The organism is Actinokineospora sp. PR83, assembly GCF_021056305.1.
GTDB lineage: Bacteria > Actinomycetota > Actinomycetes > Mycobacteriales > Pseudonocardiaceae > Actinokineospora > Actinokineospora spheciospongiae.
Genome location: NZ_JAJCXD010000024.1, coordinates 216,276 through 237,271, shown reverse-complemented (window position 1 = coordinate 237,271; position 20,996 = coordinate 216,276). Strand labels below are relative to the sequence as shown.

Genomic DNA, 20,996 nt, shown 5'->3' with positions numbered 1-20,996 from the left:
GGCCAGGATTCCCCGCTCCCCCGCGCTCTAATCCCGGACTCCCGTTGACGCAACCCAACGGTTGCCATAGTGTGGCAACCAACCAGTTGCCATATCTTGGAGGAACCCGTGGGCTTTCCCGACCGCATCGAGCGCACCCTGGACCTCGCGCACCCGCCCGCCAGGGTGTGGGCGGCGCTGACCACCGCTGAGGGCCTGGGCACCTGGTTCGGCAACGAGGCGCGCATCGACCTGCGGCCGGGCGGCACGGCGGCGATGAGCTGGACCGGCGGGCACCGGGTCGAGATGCGGGTGGAACGGGTCGAGGAGCCAACCGCCTTCGGGTTTAGCTGGCCCCTCGAAGAGCTGCCCGAGGACGACCCCCGCCGCACCTACGTCGAGTTCACCCTCGAACCCCTCGGCGACGGCACCCGGCTGACCGTGGTGGAGACCGGTTTCGCCCAACTGCCCGACGACGCGCATCGCACGGCCTACGACTCGCACACGCAGGGCTGGGCGAGCGAACTCGGCGAACTGGTCGACCACCTCGATGCCGCCTGACCCCGAGGCGGTCGCCGAGCAGGTCTTCGTCGCCCTGGCCGACCCGAGCAGGCGGGCCATCCTGGCCGCGCTGGCCGCCCGGGGCCCGGCCACGGCCACGGACCTGGCGGCCCGGCTGCCGATCACCCGCCAGGCGATCGCCAAGCACTTAGCCCTGCTCGCCGACGCGGGCCTGGTCACCGCCGAACCCGGCGAGCGCCGCCGCGTGCGCCACCGGCTGAACTCCGCGCCGATGCGGGTCGCCCAGCAGTTCCTCGGCGCGCTGGCCCGCGACTGGGACTCCCCGCTCGCCGCGTTGCAAGAGCACCTCGACCGCACCACCGACACCCCGGAGGCACCATGACCGGCAACGCAACACCCCCCTTCCTGCCCGCCGTGGTCGACCGGGCCACCTGGACCGCCGAACGGGAGGCGCTGCTGGTCCGGGAGAAGGAGCACACCCGAGCGGGCGACGCGATCGCGGCGGCCCGCCGCAGGCTGCCGATGGTGGAGGTGGACGCGGGCGCCCCGCTGGTCGGCCCGTCCGGCCCGGTCACGCTGCTGGACGCCTTCGAGGGCCGCGACCAGCTCATCGCCTACTTCCACATGTGGCACACCGGCCACCCCGCCGCCGAGCAGTGCGCGGGCTGCACGTTCTGCAACAGCCAGGTCCGCGAACTGTCCTACCTGCACGCTCGCAACGTCACCTACGCCACCCTCTGCCAGGGTCCGTACGAGCAGAGCGCCCGCTACCGCGACTTCATGGGCTGGGACGTGCCCTGGTACTCCGCCCAGGAGTCCGCCGAGACCCTGCTCGCCGGGCGCGGCCCCTTCCTGCTCGCCTTCTACGTGCGCCACGGGGACCGCGTGTTCGAGACCTACGCGACCAACGGCCGTGGGGTCGAGGCGATGACCCCCACCTACTCGCTGCTGGACATGACCGCCTTCGGCAGGCAGGAGGAGTGGGAGGACATGCCCGCGAACCGGTCGCAGGGGTGGACGCCCGGCGACGGGCAGGCCCTCGACGGCCGCCCGACCGCCCAGTGGGCCCGGCTGCGCGCGGGCCACTCCGACGACCTGGGCACCTGACCGGAAAACCGGCTGTGAGCGGCACGACCGGGTGTTACGGTCGTGCCGCCACGTGGAGTGGATCAGCGGTGGATCACCCGGCTGTTATCCGGGAGGGCGCGGGTTCGAATCCCGCCTCCACGGCCAACCTGGTGTAGCTCAACGGCAGAGCACCTGGCTCAGGACCAGGGGGGTGCGAGTTCGACCCTCGCCACCAGGTCCCCTTCTCATCCTGGAGTCCACAGTGTCCGACGATCCGCGCCAGTCCGCCTCGCCCGCGTACGCGACCGACCGGTTGCAGCGCGCCCTGCTGGGCGCGGCGCAGGCCGAGGACCCGGCGGTCCGGGCTCGGGCTGCGGGGAAGGTCCGCCGCTGGGGGCAGGTGCTGGCGGGCATGGCGGCGGGCCGGATCACCGTGGGCTCGCGCGTCCCGGTGGCGGGTACGCCCGCCTGGGTCACCCTGGAGGTCGTCACCGGCGGCTTCGCCACCGGCCGCCACCTCGCCGACGCCCCGCTGTCCGAAGAGGAGTCGCGGCGGGTGGCCGCGCTGCCCGCCGACGTCCCCGGCGACACCGACCGCGCCCGCCTGAACCACTGGTACCTGGGCGACGCCGGCCAGGCCGAGCTGTTGGCGGCGCTGCGCACCGGCCACTACCGGATCGACGTCCCGGAAGAGGCGGCGCTGGCGGTCGTGGCCCTGCTGCTGGACAAGGGTTTCACCGAGGCGGCGCTGGACCTGCTCGACGAGCTGCGCCCCTTCCTCGATCGCCTGCGGTTCACCCCCCACTTCCAGCCCACGGCCACGCTGTCCGGCACCGCCGTGCGCCTGGCCACGGTCGCCGACGTCACCCGCTCCCTGGACGCCGTCGTGGTGCCGGATCAGGTGGCCATGATGAACCGCACGCTGGGCGTGTGGAACCCGCTCTACGACCACCTCGTGGCGCTGTGGTGCCGGACCGTCGACGGCGACCTGCCGTCCCTCGACGATGAAGGCGCGCTCCACGGCGGTCGGCCCGGCACCCGCCTGCCCCCGGACTGGGCGGCGGAGCGGGCCGGGTGGCTCGCCGACTTCGAGCGGGCCCGCGCCGAGCACGAGTTCACCGGCAAGCACGCCCACCGCAAGAGCAACTTCACCCGGCTGCACCACGCCCTGATCGCCTGCCCGGCGGACTTCACCGCCCTCACCGCGCGGGACCTGGGCTGGGTCCGCCGCGCCTTGGCGGGCACGCTCACCCACCACGGCGCCCCCGGTTCCGCCGAGCGCGCCGCCGTCCGCGCGGACCAGGCCGAGACCGCCCGCACCCCGACCACGGCCGCGTTCGCCCGCGTCCTCACCCACCGCCTGCGCCACTACCCCGGCGACGGTGGCATCCCGGCGTTGGAGCCCATCGCGGCCGAGGTGTCCGAGGCGGACACCGGGGACGTGCCGCCGGGTTCGACCGTGCCGCCGCAGTTGGTGCGCAAGGCCGCCCGCGCACTGGAGGCACCGCCGGAGGAACTGGTGGCCCAGGGCGTCATCACCTCGGCCGACGTGCTGGCGACCGTGCTCCCCCAGTTGACCTCCCGCCTGGTCGCGGCGAACTTCGCCGACCCGGTGGCGGCGGGCCTGCACGAGCGGCTGTACACCGCGTTCCGCCGCAGGCGCGGCCTGCTCCTGCTCAACCTGGAGCAGCAGGTCCGCTTCGAGGAGCTGCCCTGGGTGTCCGCGCTGGCGGCGCTGCGCACCCGCGGGTCGGGCACCGACACCGCGGCCCGGCGCGCGTTGGAGCAGGCCACCAAGCTCACCCTGACCGCGTTCCCGCACGCCATCACGCCGAACCCGCTGGTCACCGAGCTGCGGGCGCTGGCGGTGCAGGCGGGCCTCAAGCTGCCCCTGGTGCAGGAGGTTGCCGCGGACATCTTCACCGGCACGTTCACCCCGCAGTGGCACGCGGCGGCGGTCGTGGCGAGCGAGTTCACGGCGGGCACCCTCTACGCGCACTACTACGACCTGCCGCCCGCCACCCGGTGGAGTGAACCGACTCGGAGCCGCTTCACCCTGCGCTGGGGCAAGAAGGTCGCCGAGGACTTCACCGACCTGTGCGCGCAGCGGGCACGGGAGGCGGGCCGCAGCAGCTCCCCGTCCGGGAACGGCACCCTGCTGGAACAGAGCCAGATCCTCACCACGCACAACCTGGCCGCCTTGGTCCACGCCCTGGACCTGGGTGACTGGCTGCGCGAGCAGGCACCGGACCTGGCGGCGCGCGCGTTCGGCGGCGCCGTGCGGCTGCTCGCCCAGCGCCCGGCCCACCACCACGCGGAGCTGATCCAGGTGAAGAACGCCGCCTACGCGTGGCGCCAGGCGATCTTCTTCCTGGGCTTCTGCGATCCCATCACCCAGCACGCCCGGGTCGCGGCCCTGCACGGCGAGGTCGCCGATGCGGGCATCGGCGACCGCTTCGCGCCCGCCCTGGAGGGCCTGGTGCACGTCCTGGGCGGTGGTCGGTTCACCGAGGCGGGCACCACGCCGTCCGGCACCGGCCGCCGGTTCCTCGGCTGGGCCGCGCACCGCCACTGGTACATCCCGGATCAGCGCTGAGTGGGCAGTCAGGCCGGGTGGATCTTGTCCGGGTGGTGGACGGCGGTCCGGCCTGACTTCTCGCTGCGCACCAGGTACTGCGGCTCGTCCTTCGACGCCTTCACGTCCCGACCGCCCGCGTGGGTGTCGCTGGTGATGACGTCCTCGACCGTGCCGACGGAACTCTGGTTGCCCGCGTCCCAGCGGACTCGGTCACCCTTGTGGAATGTCTTCGCCATGCCGGGTGGCTACCCGTCAGCGCGGGGTTGATGCGTCCAGGTTCGCGTGCGGTCGGACGGGCCTGCGGCGCTCCACCTCTTCGAAGAAGTCCTGCACGCGCCACTGGTAGGCCGAATCGAGGCGATACGCCGCCTTGGCCAGGACCAGTTCGGTGCCGTCGGTCCGGGTGATGGCCGGGTTGAACCGGTCGCCCGCGGCGTTGCGGCTCATGGCAGGGCGGTGGTCGACGGTGGCGATGTCGCCGAGCGGGATGCGCAGCGTCCGCCAGGTCGTCCGCACGACCAGGCCGTCGCGTTCGAGGACGACGAACGGGAAGACCGCGAGGCGGGCGGCCCGCAGGAATGCCAGGGTGCAGAGGACCACGAGGACGACCCTGTGGAGGGTGTACCCGCCCACGAACCCGAAGAACAGCACGAGGAGGACGAGGGTCGAGGCGAGGACGGTGCCCACGATGTACCCCGCGTGGGTGGCGGGGCGGGGGTACAGGCGGCTTGACACGGTGGGCTCCTGAGCGATCCGGGTGGGGTGGTGCCGGTGAGGACACCCGGGAGGTCCTCTTGTCGGACGACACGCAAGATAGCCCTGATCCGATCTTTTGAGGCCGCGTTTCCGCAGTTGGGAGCAACTAACACGACCCCCGTCGAGCTGCTGGGTAAGTCACCGCCGCCCACCCCGGTATGGCCCGCGTCACCCCGGGAATGAACGGGCCGGTCAGCGCCTTGAAGGGGGTACATGACACATCATGTACTTTCGGCAGGGCGGTCACCCGGTGGCCGGGCACGCAGTGAGCAGGAGGGTCCCATGCAGTTCGGCATCTTCACGGTCAGCGACATCACGACCGACCCGACGACCGGTCGCGCGCCCAGCGAGGCGGAGCGGATCAAGGCCGTCATCGCCATCGCCGAGAAGGCCGAGGAGGTCGGCCTCGACGTCTTCGCCCTCGGCGAGCACCACAACCCGCCGTTCTTCTCCTCCTCCCCCACCACCACCCTGGGCTACATCGCCGCGCGGACCAGCCGCTTGCAGCTCTCGACGGCGACCACGCTGATCACCACCAACGACCCGGTGAAGATCGCCGAGGACTACGCGATGCTGCAACACCTGGCCGGTGGCCGGGTGGACCTGATGATGGGCCGGGGCAACACCGGACCGGTCTACCCGTGGTTCGGCAAGGACATCCGCACCGGCATCGAGCTGGCCGTGGAGAACTACGCGCTGCTGCACCGGCTGTGGACCGAGGACGTCGTCGACTGGAGCGGCAAGTTCCGCACCCCGTTGCAGGGCTTCACCTCCACCCCGCGCCCGCTGGACGGTGTCGCGCCGTTCGTGTGGCACGGCTCCATCCGCAGCCCCGAGATCGCCGAGCAGGCCGCGTACTACGGCGACGGGTTCTTCCACAACCACATCTTCTGGCCCAAGGAGCACACGCAGCGCATGGTGGAGTTCTACCGCCGCCGCTTCGAGCACTACGGCCACGGCGCCGCCGACCAGGCGATCGTCGGCCTCGGTGGTCAGGTGTTCATGCGCAAGAACAGCCAGGACGCGGTGAAGGAGTTCCGCCCGTACTTCGACAACGCCCCGGTCTACGGCCACGGCCCGTCCCTGGAGGACTTCAGCCGCGAGACGCCGCTGACGGTGGGCAGCCCGCAGCAGGTCATCGACCGCACCCTCGGCTTCCGCGACTACGTCGGCGACTACCAGCGCCAGTTGTTCCTCATCGACCACGCGGGCCTGCCGCTGAAGACGGTGCTGGAGCAGCTCGACCTGCTCGGCGAGGAGGTCGTCCCGGTCCTGCGCCGCGAGTTCGCCGCCCTCAAGCCCGCCCACGTCCCCGACGCCCCCACGCACGCCACCCGCGTCGCCGCGGCGGGCGGGGCGAAGGACAGCACCGTGCACGGCGCCGGTGACGACGTCACCGGCCAGGCCCGGGAGGAGGCCCAGGTCCGATGAAGCGCACCCTGGCCGTGGTCAGCGCGGGCCTGTCGGTCCCGTCCTCGACCCGCCTGCTGGCCGACCGCCTGACCACCGCCACCGTGGAGGCCCTGCGCGAACGCGGGGTGGAGGTGTCGGTGGAGGTCGTGGAACTGCGCGAGCACGCCCGCGACCTCGCCGACAACCTGGTCACCGGCTTCCCCAACGAGGCCCTGCGCCACTCGGTGGACACGGTGACCGGCGCCGACGCCCTGATCGCCGTCACACCGGTCTTCGCTGCCTCCTACAGTGGACTCTTCAAGACCTTCTTCGACGTGCTGGACAAGGACGCGCTGACCGCCAAGCCCACCCTGCTCGGCGCCACAGCGGGAACCGCCCGGCACTCCCTGGTCCTGGAGCACGCGATGCGCCCCCTGTTCGCCTACCTGCGAGCGGTGGTCGCCCCCACGGCGGTGTTCGCCGCCTCGGAGGACTGGGGCGGCGACGAGGCCCTGGCCGACCGCGTGCGGCGGGCCGGAACCGAACTGGCAGACCTGATTGCCGCCCGCCCCCCGGCGGCCCGGGTCGACCCGTTCGCCGACCCGACCCCGTTCGAAACCCTCCTGCACGGAGCCTGACCGTGCCGGAACCCGAGTGGCTGACCGACGACGAACAACGGGCGTGGCGAGGTCTGTTGCAGATGACGGCGAGGTTGGGCAACCGCCTCAACCGCGACCTGCAACAGACCTCGTCGCTGTCCGTGGCCGACTACGACGTGCTGGTTCAACTATCGGAAACCCCTGGCGGACGCCTGCGGGTGTTCGAGGTCGCCGAGTACTTGCAGTGGGAGCAGAGCAGGCTGTCGCACCACCTGGCCCGCATGCAGCGCCGGGGCCTGGTGGTGCGCGAGGAGTGCACCACCGACCGCCGGGGCGCGTACGCGGTCCTGACGGACGCGGGCCGCGAGGCCATCGAGAAGGCGGCCCCCGCCCACGCGGCGACCGTCCGCCGAGTGGTCTTCGCGGGCCTGTCCCCCGAGCAGGTCGCAGCCCTGGAAGCGATCACCACCGAGGTCCTGTCCCGCTTGGACCCACCCCCCGAGCCCTGACCTCACCGGTGATCGACAAGTTTCCAGTCCACAGTGGATTTCAGTTGTTCCAACCCTCCGAACGAGTGAATTGACGAGCCGGACAGGCTGTCGATTCGTTGTGGCACAGTGGTTTCTCCTACTGTGGACGCGTTGCGTATGGTGCAACAGCGGTTCGGTGCCGAACACCTGATGATGAGCCGCCCCGCCGGATGCGACCCACACTGTAGATTCCCCGCTTCGGCGCACACGTGTCCTTGCAGGGGTGGAAAGGAAGCCGTGTCCGGTCAGAGGAAGAACCCGCAGGCGCGGGACAGAACCATAGGCGCCCAGCTCAAAGCGGTCCGGGTCCAGCAGACGGCGTTGAACCTGGAAGCCGCCGCCCAGGCCATCGGCTGGTCGGCGGCAACCCTGAGCCGCACCGAGAACGGCAAGCGCCACATCACCAGCGAGGACGTCGCGGTCATCCTGACCACCTACGGCGTCCCGGCAGCCCAACGCGAGGAACTGATCGAAAGCGCCCGCTCAGGAGTCCAGGCCGGTTGGTGGTCCCGCCCACTACCCGGCGTACTGCCCGACGTGGGAACCCTCGCCAGCTACGAAGCCTCGGCCAAAGCGATCACGAACTGGTCGCTCAACGTGGTCCCTGGACTTCTGCAAACCGAAAAATATGCCATCGGCATCATGGTGAGCGATGGCTATGGGCCGCAGGACGTCGAACTCCGCTGGCTCGCCCGCCTGCGGCGACAGCAGGTACTGCCCAAGGTCGACTACGTGGCCTTCCTTCACGAGAGCGCCTTCCACCAGCCATTCGGTGGCATCGATGCGCTCCGAGAGCAACTGGACCACCTGGCACAGGCATCTACCCGAGGCCACAGCGTCCGCATCGTGCGGGGCCGCCTGCCACACCGCGCACTACTGCATTCCTGGCTGCTACTGCACTTCCCCGAAGCACCTCCGGTGCTCTATGCCGAGCTGTACGAAAGCAGCGTCTATCTGCACGACACTGAGGTGCACGCCTATGAGAACATGCGCTCGGTGCTCGATCGTTTGGCCCTTTCAACTGCGGAAAGCCGCAGTATGATCGAGCGACTACGAGAAAGGTTGTGATCATGGAGTGGCGCAAGTCGTCCCGTTCCGGCAGCAACGGTGACTGTGTCGAGCTGCGGCAAGACCTCGCAGCCGTCCGAGACAGCAAGCGACCCAGCGTCGCCCTGCCGATCCCCCGGACCGCCGTCCGCGAGCTGATCACCCGACTCAGCCGCTGACCAATCCAGCCGTGCAACCCCGAGAGGTTGTGATCATGGAGTGGCGCAAGTCATCCCGTTCCGGCAGCACCGGTGAGTGTGTCGAACTGCGGCAAGACCTCACAGCCGTCCGAGACAGCAAGCGACCCGGCGTCACCCTGCCCGTGACCCGGACCGCCATCCGTGAGCTGATCATCCGGCTCTCTCGCTGACCTCCACCTGGCAGCCAACCACGGAAAGGGTTGTGACCATGTACTGGCACAGGTCGTCTCGTTCCGGCAGCACAGGTAACTGTGTCGAACTGCGGCAGGACTTCACAGCCGTGCGAGACAGCAAGCAACCCGGTATCGCCTTGGCCGTGTCTCAAACTGCGGCCCGCGCGCTGATCACCCAGATCCGCCGCTAACCCCGCAGCCGAGCAAGCAACCACGAGAAAGGTTGTGACCATGGAGTGGCGCAGGTCATCCCGCTCAGGCAGCAATGGCGAGTGTGTCGAACTGCGGCAGGACCTCGCAGCCGTCCGGGACAGCAAGCGACCCGGCGTCACCCTGCCCGTGACCCGGACCGCCGTCCGCGAGCTGATCACCCAGCTCGCCCGCTGACCCGCAGGGGTGGGTCACCACGCACCACGGTGACCCACCCCCACACCGTGCGGGCGCAGAGCCAAGCGGAGTAACACCGTCCGCCTGACGGACGAAGTACGGGATCAAGATCCCTTGGAGGAACCCCGTGCGAACCCGCCTTGCCGCCCTGCTCACCATCCCCGCCCTGCTGACCGCCTGCGCACCCCCGCAGGCAACCGACCAGGCACCCAGCACCACCACACCCGCCACTCCCCCACCCCCGGCAGCCCCCGCCTCCACAACGACAGCCGCGCCCGAACCGCCGAGCCCGGCCGAGAAGACCTGCACGGTGCCCAACGTCGTGGGCATGGTCCACCAGACCGCCCAGGACACCATGCAGGCCGCCGGGCTCTACGTGCTGCTGGAGGAGGACGCCACCGGGCAGGGCCGCCTCTTGGTGGTCGACCGCAACTGGACCACCACCGCCCAGAGCGTCCCGGCGGGCCAGGTCGTCCACTGCACCCAAGAGATCACCCTCAGCGCGAAGAAGACCGGCGAGTGATCCTGCCACCCGGCAGGCAAGCCCCGGCGTCGCTCACAGGCTGGCGCTGAGGAGTCCGGGCAGCGCGGCGATGCGTTCTCGGTTGCGGCGGTAGTAGGTCCACTGCCCGATCCGGGTGCTCTCGACCAGTCCGGCGCGCTGGAGCACGGACATGAACTGCGATGCGGTGGACTGGGAGACCCCGGCCTTCTCCTGGATCTGCTTCACGCACACCCCGACCTCCTCCACCGGGTCGGCTTGCGGCGCGAAGTGGTCGGCCGGGTCGCGCAGCCAGCCCATGATCTGCAAGCGCGTGGGGTTGGCCAGCGCCTTGCACACCTCCAGCAGGTCGTCCAGCTCAGCGTTGCTCACAACCCCACTGTACCGAGGTATCGCCATTCTTCGATGGAGCGTGCTAGCTTGACGCATCGGAAAATTCCGATATGACGATCGGAGGCTGGTCTTGTCGGACAACGTGGCGTTGGTCGTGGGAGCCCGTGGGGTGATCGGGGGGAACCTCGTCCGCCACCTGGAGGGGCTGGGCGGCTGGCGGGTGGTCGGGCTGTCCCGGCGTGGGGGTGAGCGGTCGGAGCGGGTGCGGCACATCAGCGTCGACCTGCTCGACGCCGACGACACGCGGGCGAAGCTCGCGGGCCTGACCGACGTGACCCACGTGTTCTACGCCGCCTACCAGGACGCTCCGACGTTCGCGGGGCTGGTCGAGCCGAACCAGCGGATGCTGGTCAACGCGCTGGAGGCGATCGAGCCGGTGGCCGCCGGGTTGCGGCACGTGCAGTTGGTGCAGGGCTACAAGGTCTACGGCGCGCACCTGGGGCCGTTCAAGACCCCGGCCCGCGAGGACGACCCGCCGCACATGCCGCCCGAGTTCAACGTCGAGCAGCAGGCGTTCGTCGAGCGGGTCCAGCAGGACAAGGGCTGGACCTGGTCGGCGCTGCGGCCGTCGGTGGTGTGCGGCTTCGCGCTCGGCATCCCGATGAACCTGGCGATGGTCATCGCCGTCTACGCCACCATCTCCGCGCACCTCGGCGTTCCGCTGCGCTTTCCCGGCAAGCCGGGCGCTTACCACTCGCTGATCGAGATGACCGACGCCGGGCTGCTCGCGGAAGCGATGGTGTGGGCGGCCACCGACCCGGCCGCCGCCAACCAGGCGTACAACATCAACAACGGCGACCTGTTCCGCTGGGAGGAGATGTGGCCCCGGATCGCCGACTACTTCGACCTCCCGGTTGCGCCCGGTCTGCCGATCGACCTCGCCACCGTCATGGCCGACAAGGAGCAGGTGTGGCGGGAGGTCATCGCCGAGCACGACCTGGCGCCCACGCCGTACCGGAACGTGTCGTCCTGGGCGTTCGGCGACGCCGTCTTCTCCTGGGACTACGACTTCATCGCCGACGGGTCCAAGGCCCGCCGCCACGGCTTCCACCACCACGTCGACACGGCCGAGATGTTCCCGCGCATCTTCGACGAGATGCGGGCACGCAAGATCATCCCACCGCGATGAGCACCGAGCACGACACGGCGCCCGACACGCGGTTGCCATCTCGGCGTGGATGGAGAGTTCACCCCTCGAACGCGGCCGACAGGCGATCGAGGTCGGCGAGCAGGCCGGGGAGGCGTTCCGCCGGAACGGCATCCGCCAAGCGCTGGTCGATGGCGTAGACAACACCCCGGGCAGCCGCGAGGCGTCGGCGCCCTTCCTCGGTCAGGTGCGCGGGCAGCGCGCGGCCGTGCTCGGTGGTGGCGGGCCGAGTGATGAGGCCGCCTTCTTGCAGGCCGCGCAGCACCACGTTCATGGACTGCCGGGTGACGAAGGTGCCCCGGGCCAGTTCGGCGTTGGACAGCCCGGGTTGCTGGTCGAGCAGTTCCAGGCAGGCGTACTGCGGCACGGTGAGGCCGTGCGCGCGCAACCCCCGGTCCATGGCACCCCGCAACGCGGCGGCGGCCTGTTTGAGGCGGTAACCCAGGCGCTCGGTGACGTCAGGGGCGGGCGGTAGATCCGGCATGTCAGGAGTTTGACATAGCGGGACGGCCGGGTCTACCGTTCGCCATGTCAAAGTCCTGACATGCCAATCACCGAGGAGAACTCATGACCGTCACCGGACCCGATTTCATCGCCCTGCAGGTGCGCGACGTGGAGGCGGCGGCCCGCTTCTTCGAGGAGCACCTCGGCCTGCACCGGGCTCCGGCGTCACCGCCGGGAGCGGTGGTGTTCGCCACCGAGCCGGTTCCGTTCGCCGTGCGCACACCCCTCCCCGGGGTGGACCTCGACACCGTTGACCGCCCCGGCCTCGGGGTCGCCCTGTGGTTCGGCACCAGCGACGCCCAGCAGTTGCACGACCGGCTCGCCGCCGCAGGGATCGGCATCGTCGCCGAACCCTCGGACAGCCCGTTCGGCCGGATGTTCACCTTCACCGGTCCCGAGGGTTACGCCATCACCGCGCACGGCGGCTGAACTCAAGCCAGTCGAGTGCCGATGTGGTTCAAACTGGGCACGCACGTCTCGAACAGCGTGCTGAGCCAGTCACCGGTCAGGTGCTCCCCCACCCCGATCACCCGCATCCCCGCCGCCTTGGCCGATCGGGCGCCGACGACCGTGTCCTCCACGGCGACCGCGTCAGTGGGGTGGGCGCCGAGGTGGCGCAGGGCGGTGCGGTAGGGCTCCGGGTCCGGTTTGCCCGCCGTGACGTCGTCCGCGCTCACCAGGATGTTCGGGTCCCCGACTCCCAACGAGTGCAGGCGGCGGGTCACGACCGCGCGCCCTCCGGACGTGACCACAGCCGTCGCGTGCCGGGGGATGCTGCGGTACAGCTCCAGCGCCCCGGGCATCGGTGGGGTCTCGGCGGCCAGCTCGTACTCGATGCGCTGGATTTCGCGGGCCTCGGCCTCGGCGTCGAGGTGCGGGGCGGCGATGCGGACGAACTCCACGTCGGTCAGGGAGCGGGATGCTTCCGCCAGGTCGCGCAGGTCGACTTGGCGGTCCCGCGCCCAGCGGGTGATGGCGCGGGTGATGTGGTCGTGGGAGTCGGCGAGGACGCCGTCGAGGTCGAAGCAGACGGCTCGACATTCCAGCGTGAGCGCGCCGATGTCGAGGCGGATGGTGGTGGCCAGGTCAGGGGTTCGCAGGTCGCCGTTCATTCCACTGTCACGCTCTTCGCCAGGTTTCGGGGGCGGTCGACGTCGCGGTCGAGGATGGTCGCGGTGTGGTAGGCGAAGACCTGGAGGGCCACGCCCATCACGATGTGGTCGAGCAGGGGGTGCACGGCGGGCAGCCGGACGGTGGGGGCGTCGAACTCGTAGTCCTGGTGCTGGGAGAACACCACCACCGCCCCGCCCCTGGCCTGGATCTGGCCGATGAGGGTGGCGCTCTGCTGCCCGCCCGCGTCGTTGGCGGCCACCACCACGGAGACGTGGTCGGGGTCGACCAGCGCCAGCGGGCCGTGCTTGAGTTCGGAGGCTTGGTATGCCTCGGCGTGGATGTAGGAGATCTCCTTGATCTTCTGCGCGCCCTCGCGGGCCACCGGCCACGACGGGCCGCGGCCGAGGTAGTACATGCTCCGGAAGGCGTGCACGGACTCGGCGAGCGCGCGGATCTCGGCGTCCTGGCCCGCCAGCAGGTCGGCCAGGATCGTCGGCAGGATGGGCAGCGCCAGGTCCAGTTCCAGCAGGGCCGCCGACTTCGAGCCGTAGTCGGCGCGGGCGAGCCACGACGCCAGGGCCAGCCCGGCGATCTGCATGTTGGTGACCACCTTGGTGGAGGCCACCGACACCTCCGCGCCCGCGCACAGCGGGATCGAGGCGTCGCTCTCCCGGTCCAGGCTCGACCCGCGCACGTTCACGATCGACAGCGTCTGCACCGGGTGCCGACGCAGGTACCGGTGGGCGTGCAGGGTGTCCAGCGTTTCCCCGGACTGGCTGATGAGCACGTACAGGCAGTCCGGTTCGACGACCGGGTCGCGCTGGGTGAACTCCGCGGCCGGTTCGGCGGTCGCGGGGATGCGGGCCAGGTTCTCCACGAACGAGGCGGCGACCTGGCCCGCGTAGTACGACGACCCGCAGCCGAGGAAGCACACCCGCTTGATCGCCGACCGGTCCAGGGTGCTGCCCCAGTCCGCCGCCGAACCCTCCGCCACCGGGGAGAACAGCGCCCCGATGGCGGCCCGGCTGGTCTGCGGCTGCTCGTTGATCTCCTTGAGCAGGAAGTTCGGGTACGACCCCTTGTCCGTCCAGGTGGTGCCCGGGGTCAGCACCTCCCAGGTCCGGCCCGCCGGGACGGCGGCGGTGACGGCCACGACCTCGCCGTCGAGGACCGGGGAGCAGTGCGTGCACCCGCTGCTCAGCGCCGCCCGGTCGGAGGCGACGTGGACCGCCCGGCCGTCGGTGCCGATCAGCAGCGGGCTGCCGGAGGCCGCCGCGATCAGCGTGCCGGGGCGGTCGGCGGTGATCACCAGCACCGCGTAGTCGCCGTCGACGCGGGCGAGGGTCAGCCGGACCGCCTCCAGCGCGTCGACCCCCTGGGCGCGGTGCCAGGCGATGAGGTGGACCAGGACTTCGCTGTCGGTGTCGGAGGTGGTGGTGATGCCGCGGTCGGTGAGTTCACCGCGCAGCCGCGCGACGTTGCGGACCGTTCCGTTGTGGACGAGGGCGGTGGTCCCGTCGTGGCTCAGGTGCGGGTGGGCGTTGCGGGTGGAGGGTGCGCCGTGGGTGGCCCACCGGGTGTGCGCGATGCCCGAGCGGCGGTCGCCCCCGGGGGAGCCCAGTGCCGCCAGCGCGGCCACCGAGCCCACGGATTTGCGGACCTCGATGCCGTCCGGGGCGTGGGTGGCGATCCCCGCCGAGTCGTACCCGCGGTACTCCAGGCGTTCGAGGGCGTCGATCAGCGCCCGCCCGGCGTCGTCGGTTCCCGTGATCCCTGCTATTCCGCACATGTCTCAGTCGTCCCCCTGGTCGTCGAGTCCGGGCTCCTGGTCGAGCCCGGGCAGTGTCGAACCGGCGCGGTGGATCGGGAAGAACTCGGGGGCGCGGAAGGCTTCCGCGGCGGCCGTGCCGCACTGCAACCCCCGCAGCCGCGCCTGCTTGGTGGCGTAGTCGAGGTAGTCCACGCCGTCGGTGCAGCGCAGCCAGTCGTTCTGGCTGCGGTGCGCGCCGAGCATGTCGAGCTTGGTCTCCAGCGCGTCGGAGATGTCGACCCAGCGCTGCGGCGCCGCGCCGACGAGCGCCAGCGTGTCCATGTGGTAGACGGCCGGGAGCGCGTCGATGGCGGGCGACCCCGTCCGCTGCAACGGTGACGCCGCCAGCACCAGGCTGTTGAGCGCGATGGCCGACGCCGCCCGGTGGTCGGGGTGGTAGTCGTTCGGGTCGGGCGCGAACAGGACGTCCGGCCGGAACTCCCGCAGCACCTCGGCGAAGGCGATCCGCGTGCCCGGGCTGTCGAACAGGAACCCGTCCGGTTCGCCCAGGAGGAACAACCGGGCGCCGATGACCTCGGCGGAGCGCCGCGCCTCCCGCTCCCGGACGGCCGCGATGGTGGCCTTGTCGCCGTCCGGGGCGCCGAGGTCGCCATTGGTCAGCACGCAGATCCCGACCGAGTGGCCCGCCCGCCGGTAGCGGATGAGCGTGCCCGCGCACAGGATCTCCACGTCGTCGGGGTGGGCGCCGACCGCCAGGACGTTCACGCCGCGACCTCGGACCCGACCAGGCTGCCGAGGAAGCTCAGCTCGTCGTGCAGGTGCGAGTCCGGCAGGAAGCGGTCCCTGATCCGCTCCCGGGCGGCGTGGCCGACCGCGGCGCCGGTGGCGGGGTCGGCGAGCAGTTCGGTGATGGCGCGGCCGAACAGGTCGTCCGGGTCGGGCAGGGCGACCGCCCGCCCGTGCCGCGCGTCCGGGATCTGGGCGGTGATGCCGCCGACCCGGGTCGCCACGACCGGGGTGCCCTTCCACATCGCCTCGGCCACGGTCAGCCCGAACCCCTCCGACCGGCTCTTCTGGGTGATGACGGCGGCGTGCCGCTGCACGGCGTTGACCACGCGGGCGTTCTCCACCGGGTCCGCCGTGGGCAGGCAGCAAAGCTGGACCCGCGACCGCACGGCCCGCGGCAGCCGCTCCCAGTGCGCCGCGCACAGCCGGAAGTACTCCGCCGCCTCCGGGTCGTCGGCCACGCCGTCGACCTGGGGGCCGATGAGGCTCAGGTGCGCGTCCGTGCGCGGGGCGACGGTCCGGGCGAAGCTGTCCATCACCCCGATCATGTCCTTGACCGAGTCCCACCGGGACACCTGCGCGACCATCGGCACGTCGGCCCCCGGCGCCGCGCCGACCCGCACGACGGGGTGCCCGGCGCCCGGCGCGGCCAGCACCCCCGAGCGCACCAGCAGCGACCGCGCCGCGTCGGCGGTCAGGTCGGTGTTCTTGGCGGACATGGGGTCGATGAACGGGGTGATCGACGCGCTGGGCACCCCCATCCTGGAGTCGAGCACCACGTCGCGGAAGTGCGGGCGGGTCGTGATCAGGCCCCGCGCCCGCCGCAGGAACGGGGTGAGGAACGCGCTGGACCGGGCGGTGTGCGCGTTCGGCCGGTCGGCGCCGTTGTGCGCCCGCCACACCGGGATGGCGCCGCGGTCGGCGACGTGCTCGCACAGGCCCGCCGTCTGCGGGTCGTGCAGGACCACCACGTCACCGGGTCGCAGGTACCGGCCCAGGTCGGCGGCGGCCTCGCGGCTGACCCGCCGGAACCCCTCGGCCTGCTCGGGGCCGAGCGGTCCCCCGTCGCCCGGCACGCCGGAGATGCCGTTGTCGACGCGCTTGGTCGTGGTGAAGAAGTCGGTGTCGGCCTCGATGACCAGCCAGCGCAGGTCGAGGCCCAGGGCGTGCCCGTAGCCGAGGACCGGCCGCAGCATCTCGGCGACCCCGCCGCCGTTGTCGGTGGAGTTGACGTGCCACACGGTGGGCAGGGTGGCCGCCCACCTGGTCGCCGCGGCGGCCAGCCGGTCCCAGCGCGCGGCGGTCAGGCACCCGCGCAGCCCGTTGAGCGGGTACCGGCCGACCGGCACTTCACGCAGGCGTGCCGACGTCATCGCCGTCCTCCTTGGTTGTCGGTGCGACCGCGAGGCGGCGCGGGTTGCGGTCGAGGCGGCTGGCGGCCACCGCGGTGGTGAGCGAGGCCGCCAGCCCGATGACGGCGACGGTGGGCACCAAGCCCACGGCCTCGGCGACCACGCCGATGAGCGGCGGCCCGGCGAGGTAGGCGAGGTAGCCGACGGCGCTGACGCCCGCGGCGGCGGTGGCCACCGAGTGCGGCATCCGGTCGGCGGCGGCGGTCATCGACAGCGGGAACACCGGCCCCAGGGCGAGGCCGACGACGGCCACGGCGGCGAAGGCCCCCACCGCGCTCGGCTGCACGAGCCCCACCACCAGGACGACCGCGATCGTGCCCGCCGACCAGCCCAGCACGGCCCGCCGCCCGAACCGCACCACCAGCGCGTCCCCGACCGACCTGGACACGAACATGGCCACGCTGAACGCCACGACCGCGGTGGACCCCAGGGACACCCCACCGGCGAAGTCCCTGGCGACCAGCAGCGCCGACCAGTCGGTGACCATGCCCTCCACCAGCAGCCCGCTGACCGCGATCGCGGCGATCGCCAGCGGGATCGCGGCGATCCCCCGCAGCGGCGACACGGCGGGCGCCGCCTCCCGAGCGGGCACGTCGACCGGGGTGTGCGGCAACGCGGGCGCGGCGACGGCCAGGAGCACGAGCAGGACCACGGCCACCGCGGTGAAGTGGGCGAACACGCCCACCCCCGAACCGGTGGCGAGCGCACCCCCGGCGGCTCCGAAGAGGACACCGAGGCTGTAGCCGCCGTGCAGCCGCGAGATCACCGACGACCGGTCGGGCGAGCGCTGCTGGAACTCGATCCCCGCGGTGTTCATCGCCACGTCCAGGCACCCGCTGGCGGCACCGAGCAGCACGAGCACCAGGGCCAGGCCCAGCACGCCCCTGGCCGCCGCGATCAGCGGCAGGAAACCGGCGAACAACGCGCCGGAAAGGACGCACAACAGCCGGGCGCTGGTGAACCGCAACAGCCACCCGGTGCCCAGCAGCGCGGGAACGGAACCGGCGGCCACACCGAACAGGGCCACGCCGAGCGCGGCGTCGGACAACCCCAGATCCGATTTCACCTCGGGGATGCGCGGCGCCCAACTCGCCAGGACGGCGCCGTTGAGGAAGAACACCAGCCACAGACCGGCGACGGGGTGGTTCGAATGTCGGGTGCGCACCATGGGTCAGCCTCGCGGCCGCCCTGACGGGAATGTTCGACGGTCCCCGGACGGTACAGGAACCGCTGCACCCCGGCATTCCGGGACGCTTTTCCTGCTCCCATCACAACACGTCCACCGGCGCCGCGCAAGGACGGACCCGGCGAAGTGAAATCACCCACTCACCGCCGGAAAGAAGGCCCGCAGAACGCGGACAACACACCCGAACTCCTACTGACCTCCAACCAAACGCCTCGTTCACAACGGACATCCACAAAGGTCTTCACATCTCGGGTGAACGACGGGTGAACGAAAGTGCGCCACGCCACCCGCCGCCGAACCACACGGGGTGAAGAGTAATCGGAATTCACCACAAATACCAAGACTCGGCAAACAGGGTAAAGATGGCGACAATTTTTCTCGAATACCGATAGCGGCTGCCGCAACCGGAACCGGTTCCCGCCGCGCGCCGGACCCCCGGGCCTGTGGCACGATCGGCGGGTGCGAGTCCTCGTCCTGTCGGACACCCACGCGCCCCGGTACTGGAAGTCCTGCCCACAGGCGCTGTTCCCGCACCTGCGGGCCGCCGACGTCATCCTGCACGCGGGTGACGTGTGCGTCGCCCCCGTCCTGCGGGAGCTGGAATCCTACGCCCCGGTGCACGCGGTGCTGGGCAACAACGACGGCCCCGACGTGGCCGAATGGGGAGCACCGGAGACCCTGGAGCTGTCGTTGGCGGGCGTCCCGGTGGCCATGGTCCACGACAGCGGCCAGGCCAAGGGCCGCGAAGCCCGGATGCGGCGCCTGTTCCCCGCCGCCCGGCTGGTCGTCTTCGGCCACTCCCACATCCCCTGGGACTCCACAGTGGACGGCGTGCGGGTGTTCAACCCCGGCTCCCCCACCGACCGCAGGCGCCAGCCGGTGGGCACGATCGGCCTGCTGCACCTGGAGGACGGCGAGGTGGTCACCGCCGACATCGTGGCCGTCACCGGACCCCGCGCCCCGAAGTGACCCGGCGCCGCCATTTCGCGGACGCCCTGAAATGGACGTTGACAGGGCCTGAGCGGCCCTGGATAGTGAATGCAACACAGGTCGACAAAGGAGCAGGTCATGGCGGGCAACCAGCAGAGGACGCGGCAGTCGTGCCGGACTTCCTCGGGTGCCCCGTGCTGTTCGCCGAGCGCTCGACCCCGCTGTTCGCGCTGGTCAGGCTCTCCGTCATGACGTAGGACGTCGTGGACGCGAGAGCCGCCGGATCGCTTGACGATCCGGCGGCTCTTTTCTTCGCGCTGCCCTTTTTTCCATTCTTTCGCCATTCTGCTCCAAGAGCGGAATCCTCTGGCTCCACATCCCGGCCCACGTCACGACGGTCGTGCGACGGTCTGCAACACCGTTGATTCCGGGTTCGACTCCCGGGTGGGTCTCCACTCACCGCCCCCACGAAGGGGGGCAGCGGGCGGGGTTCCGGCGCGCGCCGCGCCGGAACCCTCTAGCCTGCGGAGGACACCGTCCCCCAGCGCACCCGGATGTCCTGATGCCCGTTGTCCTGCTCAGCCGCCACATCGAGGCCGACCCGCACGGTGTGGTCCTGCTGCTCCGAGCGCACCGGATCGTCGAGTTCTGGCCGGACATCTCCCGGTTGGCGGTGGTCGACGAGGTGCACCACCTGACCGCGGAGCTGCCCGGCATCGGTTCCCGGCGCCTGGAGGTGCGGTTCACCTCGGCCGTGCGCGGGGCCGGGTCGTTCCTGGTGGCCTTCGTGGTCAGCGGGGACCTGGCGCCGGTGGCGGGGGCACTGCGGGTCTCACCCGCCGTGGTGGGTGAGCGCGGGGGCACGGTCCTGTCGCTGAGCCTGGACCACGAGCACGCCAACCCGGCGGTGGACGCGCTCGCGGAGCGGTTCCTGAGCGCGGTGCAGGGCAGCGCCGAGCTGCGCGCGCACGACGCCTGACCGCAACCCCGAAGAGGCGGGGGCGTCACCCGGTCCGGTAGTGGTCGGCCACGGCGGCGAAGGCGGCCTTCGGTTCCCACGGCAGGTCCGGGTAGGTGTCGCCGGTGCCGTGTTCCAGGACCTTGACCACGCCCCAGCTCGCCATGTCCAGGTCCTCGCGGGGATCGGCGCGGTGGTACAGGCCGTGGCAGATGAACGTGCACACGAACGCGGCATCCACCCCTTCGGCGACGAAGATGTCCAGCAGTTCGCGCAGGTAACCCGCCTGTTCCTCCTCGTCCCGGGTGTAGTCGCCGTCGAGCCGCACGGGGACGCCGTCGGAGTACTCGACGATCTCCCCGCTCAGGGCGCCGTGGTCGGCCGCGCCGCGGTGGGGCGTGCAGCCGAACTCGGTGATGGCGACCGGTTTTCCCTGGGCCACCAGCGCGCGGATGCCGTCCTGGTAGACGTGGGCGACCTCCTGGGAGCGGTGGGCGTCCACCGACACGATGTCGAACGGTGCCCAGTCGACGCGTTCCAGCGGGACCGAGGCGTAGGTGACCTTGCCGCCGAACCGCTCGCGGACGACGGCGACGGCCTCGCCGAGGAAGTCGTTGATCCGCGCGGGCAGGTCCGCGAGCAGCGTGCCCAGTTCGGACCGCCGTTCGAGCAGGGTCGCCGTGCGCTCCCGGACGCTGTCGCCGGGCAGGAAGCCGCGGTTGAACAGGCTCAGCTCGGCCCCGGTCACGAACACGACCTCCGCTCCCCGGCGGCGGACCCGCTCGGCGCGCTCGGCGCCGTCGGCGAGCAGGGCGAGCATCTCCTCCGGGCCGAACTGGTGGGTGAACGGGGAGAACCAGACCTCCAGGCCCAGGGTGGCCGCGTGGTCCGCGGCGAACTCCAACCGCTCCATGTCGTCGCCCCACAGCCGCACGGCGGTGCAGTGCAGGTCGTCGCGGATGATCTGGAGTTCGCGGCGGACGACGTCGGGGTCGAACGGTCGACGGGTCTTGCCGTCGAGGCTCAGGCCGGTGTCGTAGCCGATGCCCTTGGCTCGCATGGG

27 protein-coding genes and 3 tRNA genes are annotated in these 20,996 nt (G+C 71.2%); 20 read left to right on the top strand and 10 right to left on the bottom strand.

The genetic code is table 11. The annotated features are described in order from the left end of the window. Positions 1–108: 108 nt before the first annotated feature. The 6 genes from L6E12_RS08610 to L6E12_RS08585 all read left to right on the top strand — a co-directional run bounded on the left by L6E12_RS08610 (position 109) and on the right by L6E12_RS08585 (position 4,165). A complete protein-coding gene (locus L6E12_RS08610) occupies positions 109–540 on the top strand; it encodes an SRPBCC domain-containing protein (protein ID WP_236227350.1) in 432 nt (143 codons plus the stop codon). Beyond that, the gene (locus L6E12_RS08605) at positions 530–883 is read left to right on the top strand and encodes a helix-turn-helix transcriptional regulator (RefSeq protein WP_236227349.1); all 354 of its coding nucleotides are present in this window, start codon (positions 530–532) and stop codon (positions 881–883) included. The genes L6E12_RS08610 and L6E12_RS08605 overlap by 11 nt, the downstream gene beginning before the upstream one ends. After that, positions 880–1,608, top strand: coding sequence for a DUF899 family protein (locus L6E12_RS08600; protein WP_236227348.1), 729 nt, complete (start codon positions 880–882; stop codon positions 1,606–1,608). Before L6E12_RS08605 ends, L6E12_RS08600 begins: the two co-directional genes overlap by 4 nt. Positions 1,609–1,659: 51 nt before the next feature. Then, positions 1,660–1,734, top strand: a tRNA-Asn gene (locus tag L6E12_RS08595). A 1-nt stretch (position 1,735) separates the two neighbouring features. Beyond that, a tRNA-Leu gene (locus tag L6E12_RS08590) sits at positions 1,736–1,807 on the top strand. 24 nt (positions 1,808–1,831) lie between these two features. Next, positions 1,832–4,165 (top strand): hypothetical protein, encoded by a 2,334-nt coding sequence (locus tag L6E12_RS08585; RefSeq protein ID WP_236227347.1) that lies wholly within the window; start codon positions 1,832–1,834, stop codon positions 4,163–4,165. A gap of 8 nt (positions 4,166–4,173) precedes the next feature. On the opposite strand, the gene L6E12_RS08580 is transcribed toward L6E12_RS08585, so the two are convergent. Continuing rightward, positions 4,174–4,383 carry a DUF2945 domain-containing protein gene (locus L6E12_RS08580; RefSeq protein WP_035281533.1) on the bottom strand — a complete coding sequence of 70 codons (210 nt, stop codon included), beginning with the start codon at positions 4,381–4,383 and terminating at the stop codon, positions 4,174–4,176. A gap of 16 nt (positions 4,384–4,399) precedes the next feature. Further along, a complete protein-coding gene (locus L6E12_RS08575) occupies positions 4,400–4,882 on the bottom strand; it encodes a hypothetical protein (protein ID WP_236227346.1) in 483 nt (160 codons plus the stop codon). Between the two features lie 303 nt (positions 4,883–5,185). Here L6E12_RS08575 and L6E12_RS08570 point away from each other — a divergent pair, with 303 nt between their 5' ends. The 9 genes from L6E12_RS08570 (at position 5,186) to L6E12_RS08530 (ending at position 9,754) form a co-directional block, all read left to right on the top strand. Continuing rightward, on the top strand, positions 5,186–6,334 hold the full coding sequence (locus L6E12_RS08570; RefSeq protein WP_236227345.1) for an LLM class flavin-dependent oxidoreductase: 1,149 nt from the start codon (positions 5,186–5,188) through the stop codon (positions 6,332–6,334). Then, positions 6,331–6,933, top strand: coding sequence for an FMN reductase (locus L6E12_RS08565; RefSeq protein ID WP_236227344.1), 603 nt, complete (start codon positions 6,331–6,333; stop codon positions 6,931–6,933). The genes L6E12_RS08570 and L6E12_RS08565 overlap by 4 nt, the downstream gene beginning before the upstream one ends. A gap of 2 nt (positions 6,934–6,935) precedes the next feature. Then, positions 6,936–7,403, top strand: a complete 468-nt coding sequence (locus tag L6E12_RS08560) for a MarR family transcriptional regulator (protein ID WP_308074453.1) — start codon at positions 6,936–6,938, stop codon at positions 7,401–7,403. 258 nt (positions 7,404–7,661) lie between these two features. Beyond that, positions 7,662–8,492, top strand: coding sequence for a helix-turn-helix transcriptional regulator (locus L6E12_RS08555; protein ID WP_236227343.1), 831 nt, complete (start codon positions 7,662–7,664; stop codon positions 8,490–8,492). A 2-nt stretch (positions 8,493–8,494) separates the two neighbouring features. Continuing rightward, positions 8,495–8,650: a DUF397 domain-containing protein gene (locus L6E12_RS08550; RefSeq protein ID WP_236227342.1), complete on the top strand. Its 156-nt coding sequence runs from the start codon at positions 8,495–8,497 to the stop codon at positions 8,648–8,650. Between the two features lie 35 nt (positions 8,651–8,685). After that, on the top strand, positions 8,686–8,841 hold the full coding sequence (locus tag L6E12_RS08545; protein ID WP_236227341.1) for a DUF397 domain-containing protein: 156 nt from the start codon (positions 8,686–8,688) through the stop codon (positions 8,839–8,841). A 38-nt stretch (positions 8,842–8,879) separates the two neighbouring features. Next, entirely contained in the window at positions 8,880–9,035 is a 156-nt protein-coding gene (locus tag L6E12_RS08540; RefSeq protein WP_236227435.1) for a DUF397 domain-containing protein, read from the top strand. A 40-nt stretch (positions 9,036–9,075) separates the two neighbouring features. Next, the gene (locus L6E12_RS08535; protein ID WP_236227340.1) at positions 9,076–9,231 is read left to right on the top strand and encodes a DUF397 domain-containing protein; all 156 of its coding nucleotides are present in this window, start codon (positions 9,076–9,078) and stop codon (positions 9,229–9,231) included. A 127-nt stretch (positions 9,232–9,358) separates the two neighbouring features. Then, the gene (locus L6E12_RS08530; RefSeq protein ID WP_236227339.1) at positions 9,359–9,754 is read left to right on the top strand and encodes a PASTA domain-containing protein; all 396 of its coding nucleotides are present in this window, start codon (positions 9,359–9,361) and stop codon (positions 9,752–9,754) included. 33 nt (positions 9,755–9,787) lie between these two features. Here L6E12_RS08530 and L6E12_RS08525 read toward each other — a convergent pair whose 3' ends face one another. Beyond that, positions 9,788–10,033, bottom strand: a complete 246-nt coding sequence (locus tag L6E12_RS08525; protein ID WP_236227434.1) for a helix-turn-helix domain-containing protein — start codon at positions 10,031–10,033, stop codon at positions 9,788–9,790. Positions 10,034–10,196: 163 nt separating this feature from the next. Between L6E12_RS08525 and L6E12_RS08520 the strand changes: the two genes are divergently transcribed. Next, complete coding sequence (locus L6E12_RS08520; protein WP_240012538.1) at positions 10,197–11,255, top strand: SDR family oxidoreductase; 1,059 nt, start codon at positions 10,197–10,199, stop codon at positions 11,253–11,255. A 58-nt stretch (positions 11,256–11,313) separates the two neighbouring features. Here the strand turns inward: L6E12_RS08520 and L6E12_RS08515 are convergent, their stop codons facing one another. After that, positions 11,314–11,757 carry a MarR family winged helix-turn-helix transcriptional regulator gene (locus L6E12_RS08515; protein WP_236227337.1) on the bottom strand — a complete coding sequence of 148 codons (444 nt, stop codon included), beginning with the start codon at positions 11,755–11,757 and terminating at the stop codon, positions 11,314–11,316. An 83-nt stretch (positions 11,758–11,840) separates the two neighbouring features. Between L6E12_RS08515 and L6E12_RS08510 the strand changes: the two genes are divergently transcribed. Continuing rightward, a complete protein-coding gene (locus L6E12_RS08510) occupies positions 11,841–12,206 on the top strand; it encodes a VOC family protein (protein ID WP_236227336.1) in 366 nt (121 codons plus the stop codon). Positions 12,207–12,208: 2 nt separating this feature from the next. Here the strand turns inward: L6E12_RS08510 and L6E12_RS08505 are convergent, their stop codons facing one another. From L6E12_RS08505 to L6E12_RS08485, 5 genes are read right to left on the bottom strand one after another with little or no spacing between them, the layout of a single operon-like run. Next, positions 12,209–12,889 (bottom strand): HAD family phosphatase, encoded by a 681-nt coding sequence (locus L6E12_RS08505; RefSeq protein WP_236227335.1) that lies wholly within the window; start codon positions 12,887–12,889, stop codon positions 12,209–12,211. Beyond that, positions 12,886–14,679 (bottom strand): glutamine--fructose-6-phosphate transaminase (isomerizing), encoded by a 1,794-nt coding sequence (gene glmS / locus L6E12_RS08500; protein ID WP_236227334.1) that lies wholly within the window; start codon positions 14,677–14,679, stop codon positions 12,886–12,888. The genes L6E12_RS08505 and glmS overlap by 4 nt, the downstream gene beginning before the upstream one ends. Positions 14,680–14,682: 3 nt before the next feature. Continuing rightward, complete coding sequence (locus tag L6E12_RS08495) at positions 14,683–15,426, bottom strand: PIG-L deacetylase family protein (protein ID WP_236227333.1); 744 nt, start codon at positions 15,424–15,426, stop codon at positions 14,683–14,685. Further along, positions 15,423–16,820 (bottom strand): glycosyltransferase, encoded by a 1,398-nt coding sequence (locus L6E12_RS08490; RefSeq protein WP_236227332.1) that lies wholly within the window; start codon positions 16,818–16,820, stop codon positions 15,423–15,425. The genes L6E12_RS08495 and L6E12_RS08490 overlap by 4 nt, the downstream gene beginning before the upstream one ends. After that, positions 16,798–18,027: an MFS transporter gene (locus L6E12_RS08485; RefSeq protein ID WP_236227331.1), complete on the bottom strand. Its 1,230-nt coding sequence runs from the start codon at positions 18,025–18,027 to the stop codon at positions 16,798–16,800. The genes L6E12_RS08490 and L6E12_RS08485 overlap by 23 nt, the downstream gene beginning before the upstream one ends. 477 nt (positions 18,028–18,504) lie before the next feature. Here L6E12_RS08485 and L6E12_RS08480 point away from each other — a divergent pair, with 477 nt between their 5' ends. The 3 genes from L6E12_RS08480 (at position 18,505) to L6E12_RS08470 (ending at position 19,954) form a co-directional block, all read left to right on the top strand. Further along, positions 18,505–19,014, top strand: a complete 510-nt coding sequence (locus L6E12_RS08480; RefSeq protein ID WP_236227330.1) for a metallophosphoesterase family protein — start codon at positions 18,505–18,507, stop codon at positions 19,012–19,014. Between the two features lie 342 nt (positions 19,015–19,356). After that, a tRNA-Cys gene (locus tag L6E12_RS08475) sits at positions 19,357–19,430 on the top strand. Positions 19,431–19,537: 107 nt separating this feature from the next. Beyond that, positions 19,538–19,954: a hypothetical protein gene (locus L6E12_RS08470; protein ID WP_236227329.1), complete on the top strand. Its 417-nt coding sequence runs from the start codon at positions 19,538–19,540 to the stop codon at positions 19,952–19,954. A gap of 25 nt (positions 19,955–19,979) precedes the next feature. On the opposite strand, the gene L6E12_RS08465 is transcribed toward L6E12_RS08470, so the two are convergent. Then, positions 19,980–20,993: a hypothetical protein gene (locus L6E12_RS08465; RefSeq protein ID WP_236227328.1), complete on the bottom strand. Its 1,014-nt coding sequence runs from the start codon at positions 20,991–20,993 to the stop codon at positions 19,980–19,982. Positions 20,994–20,996 lie beyond the last annotated feature (3 nt).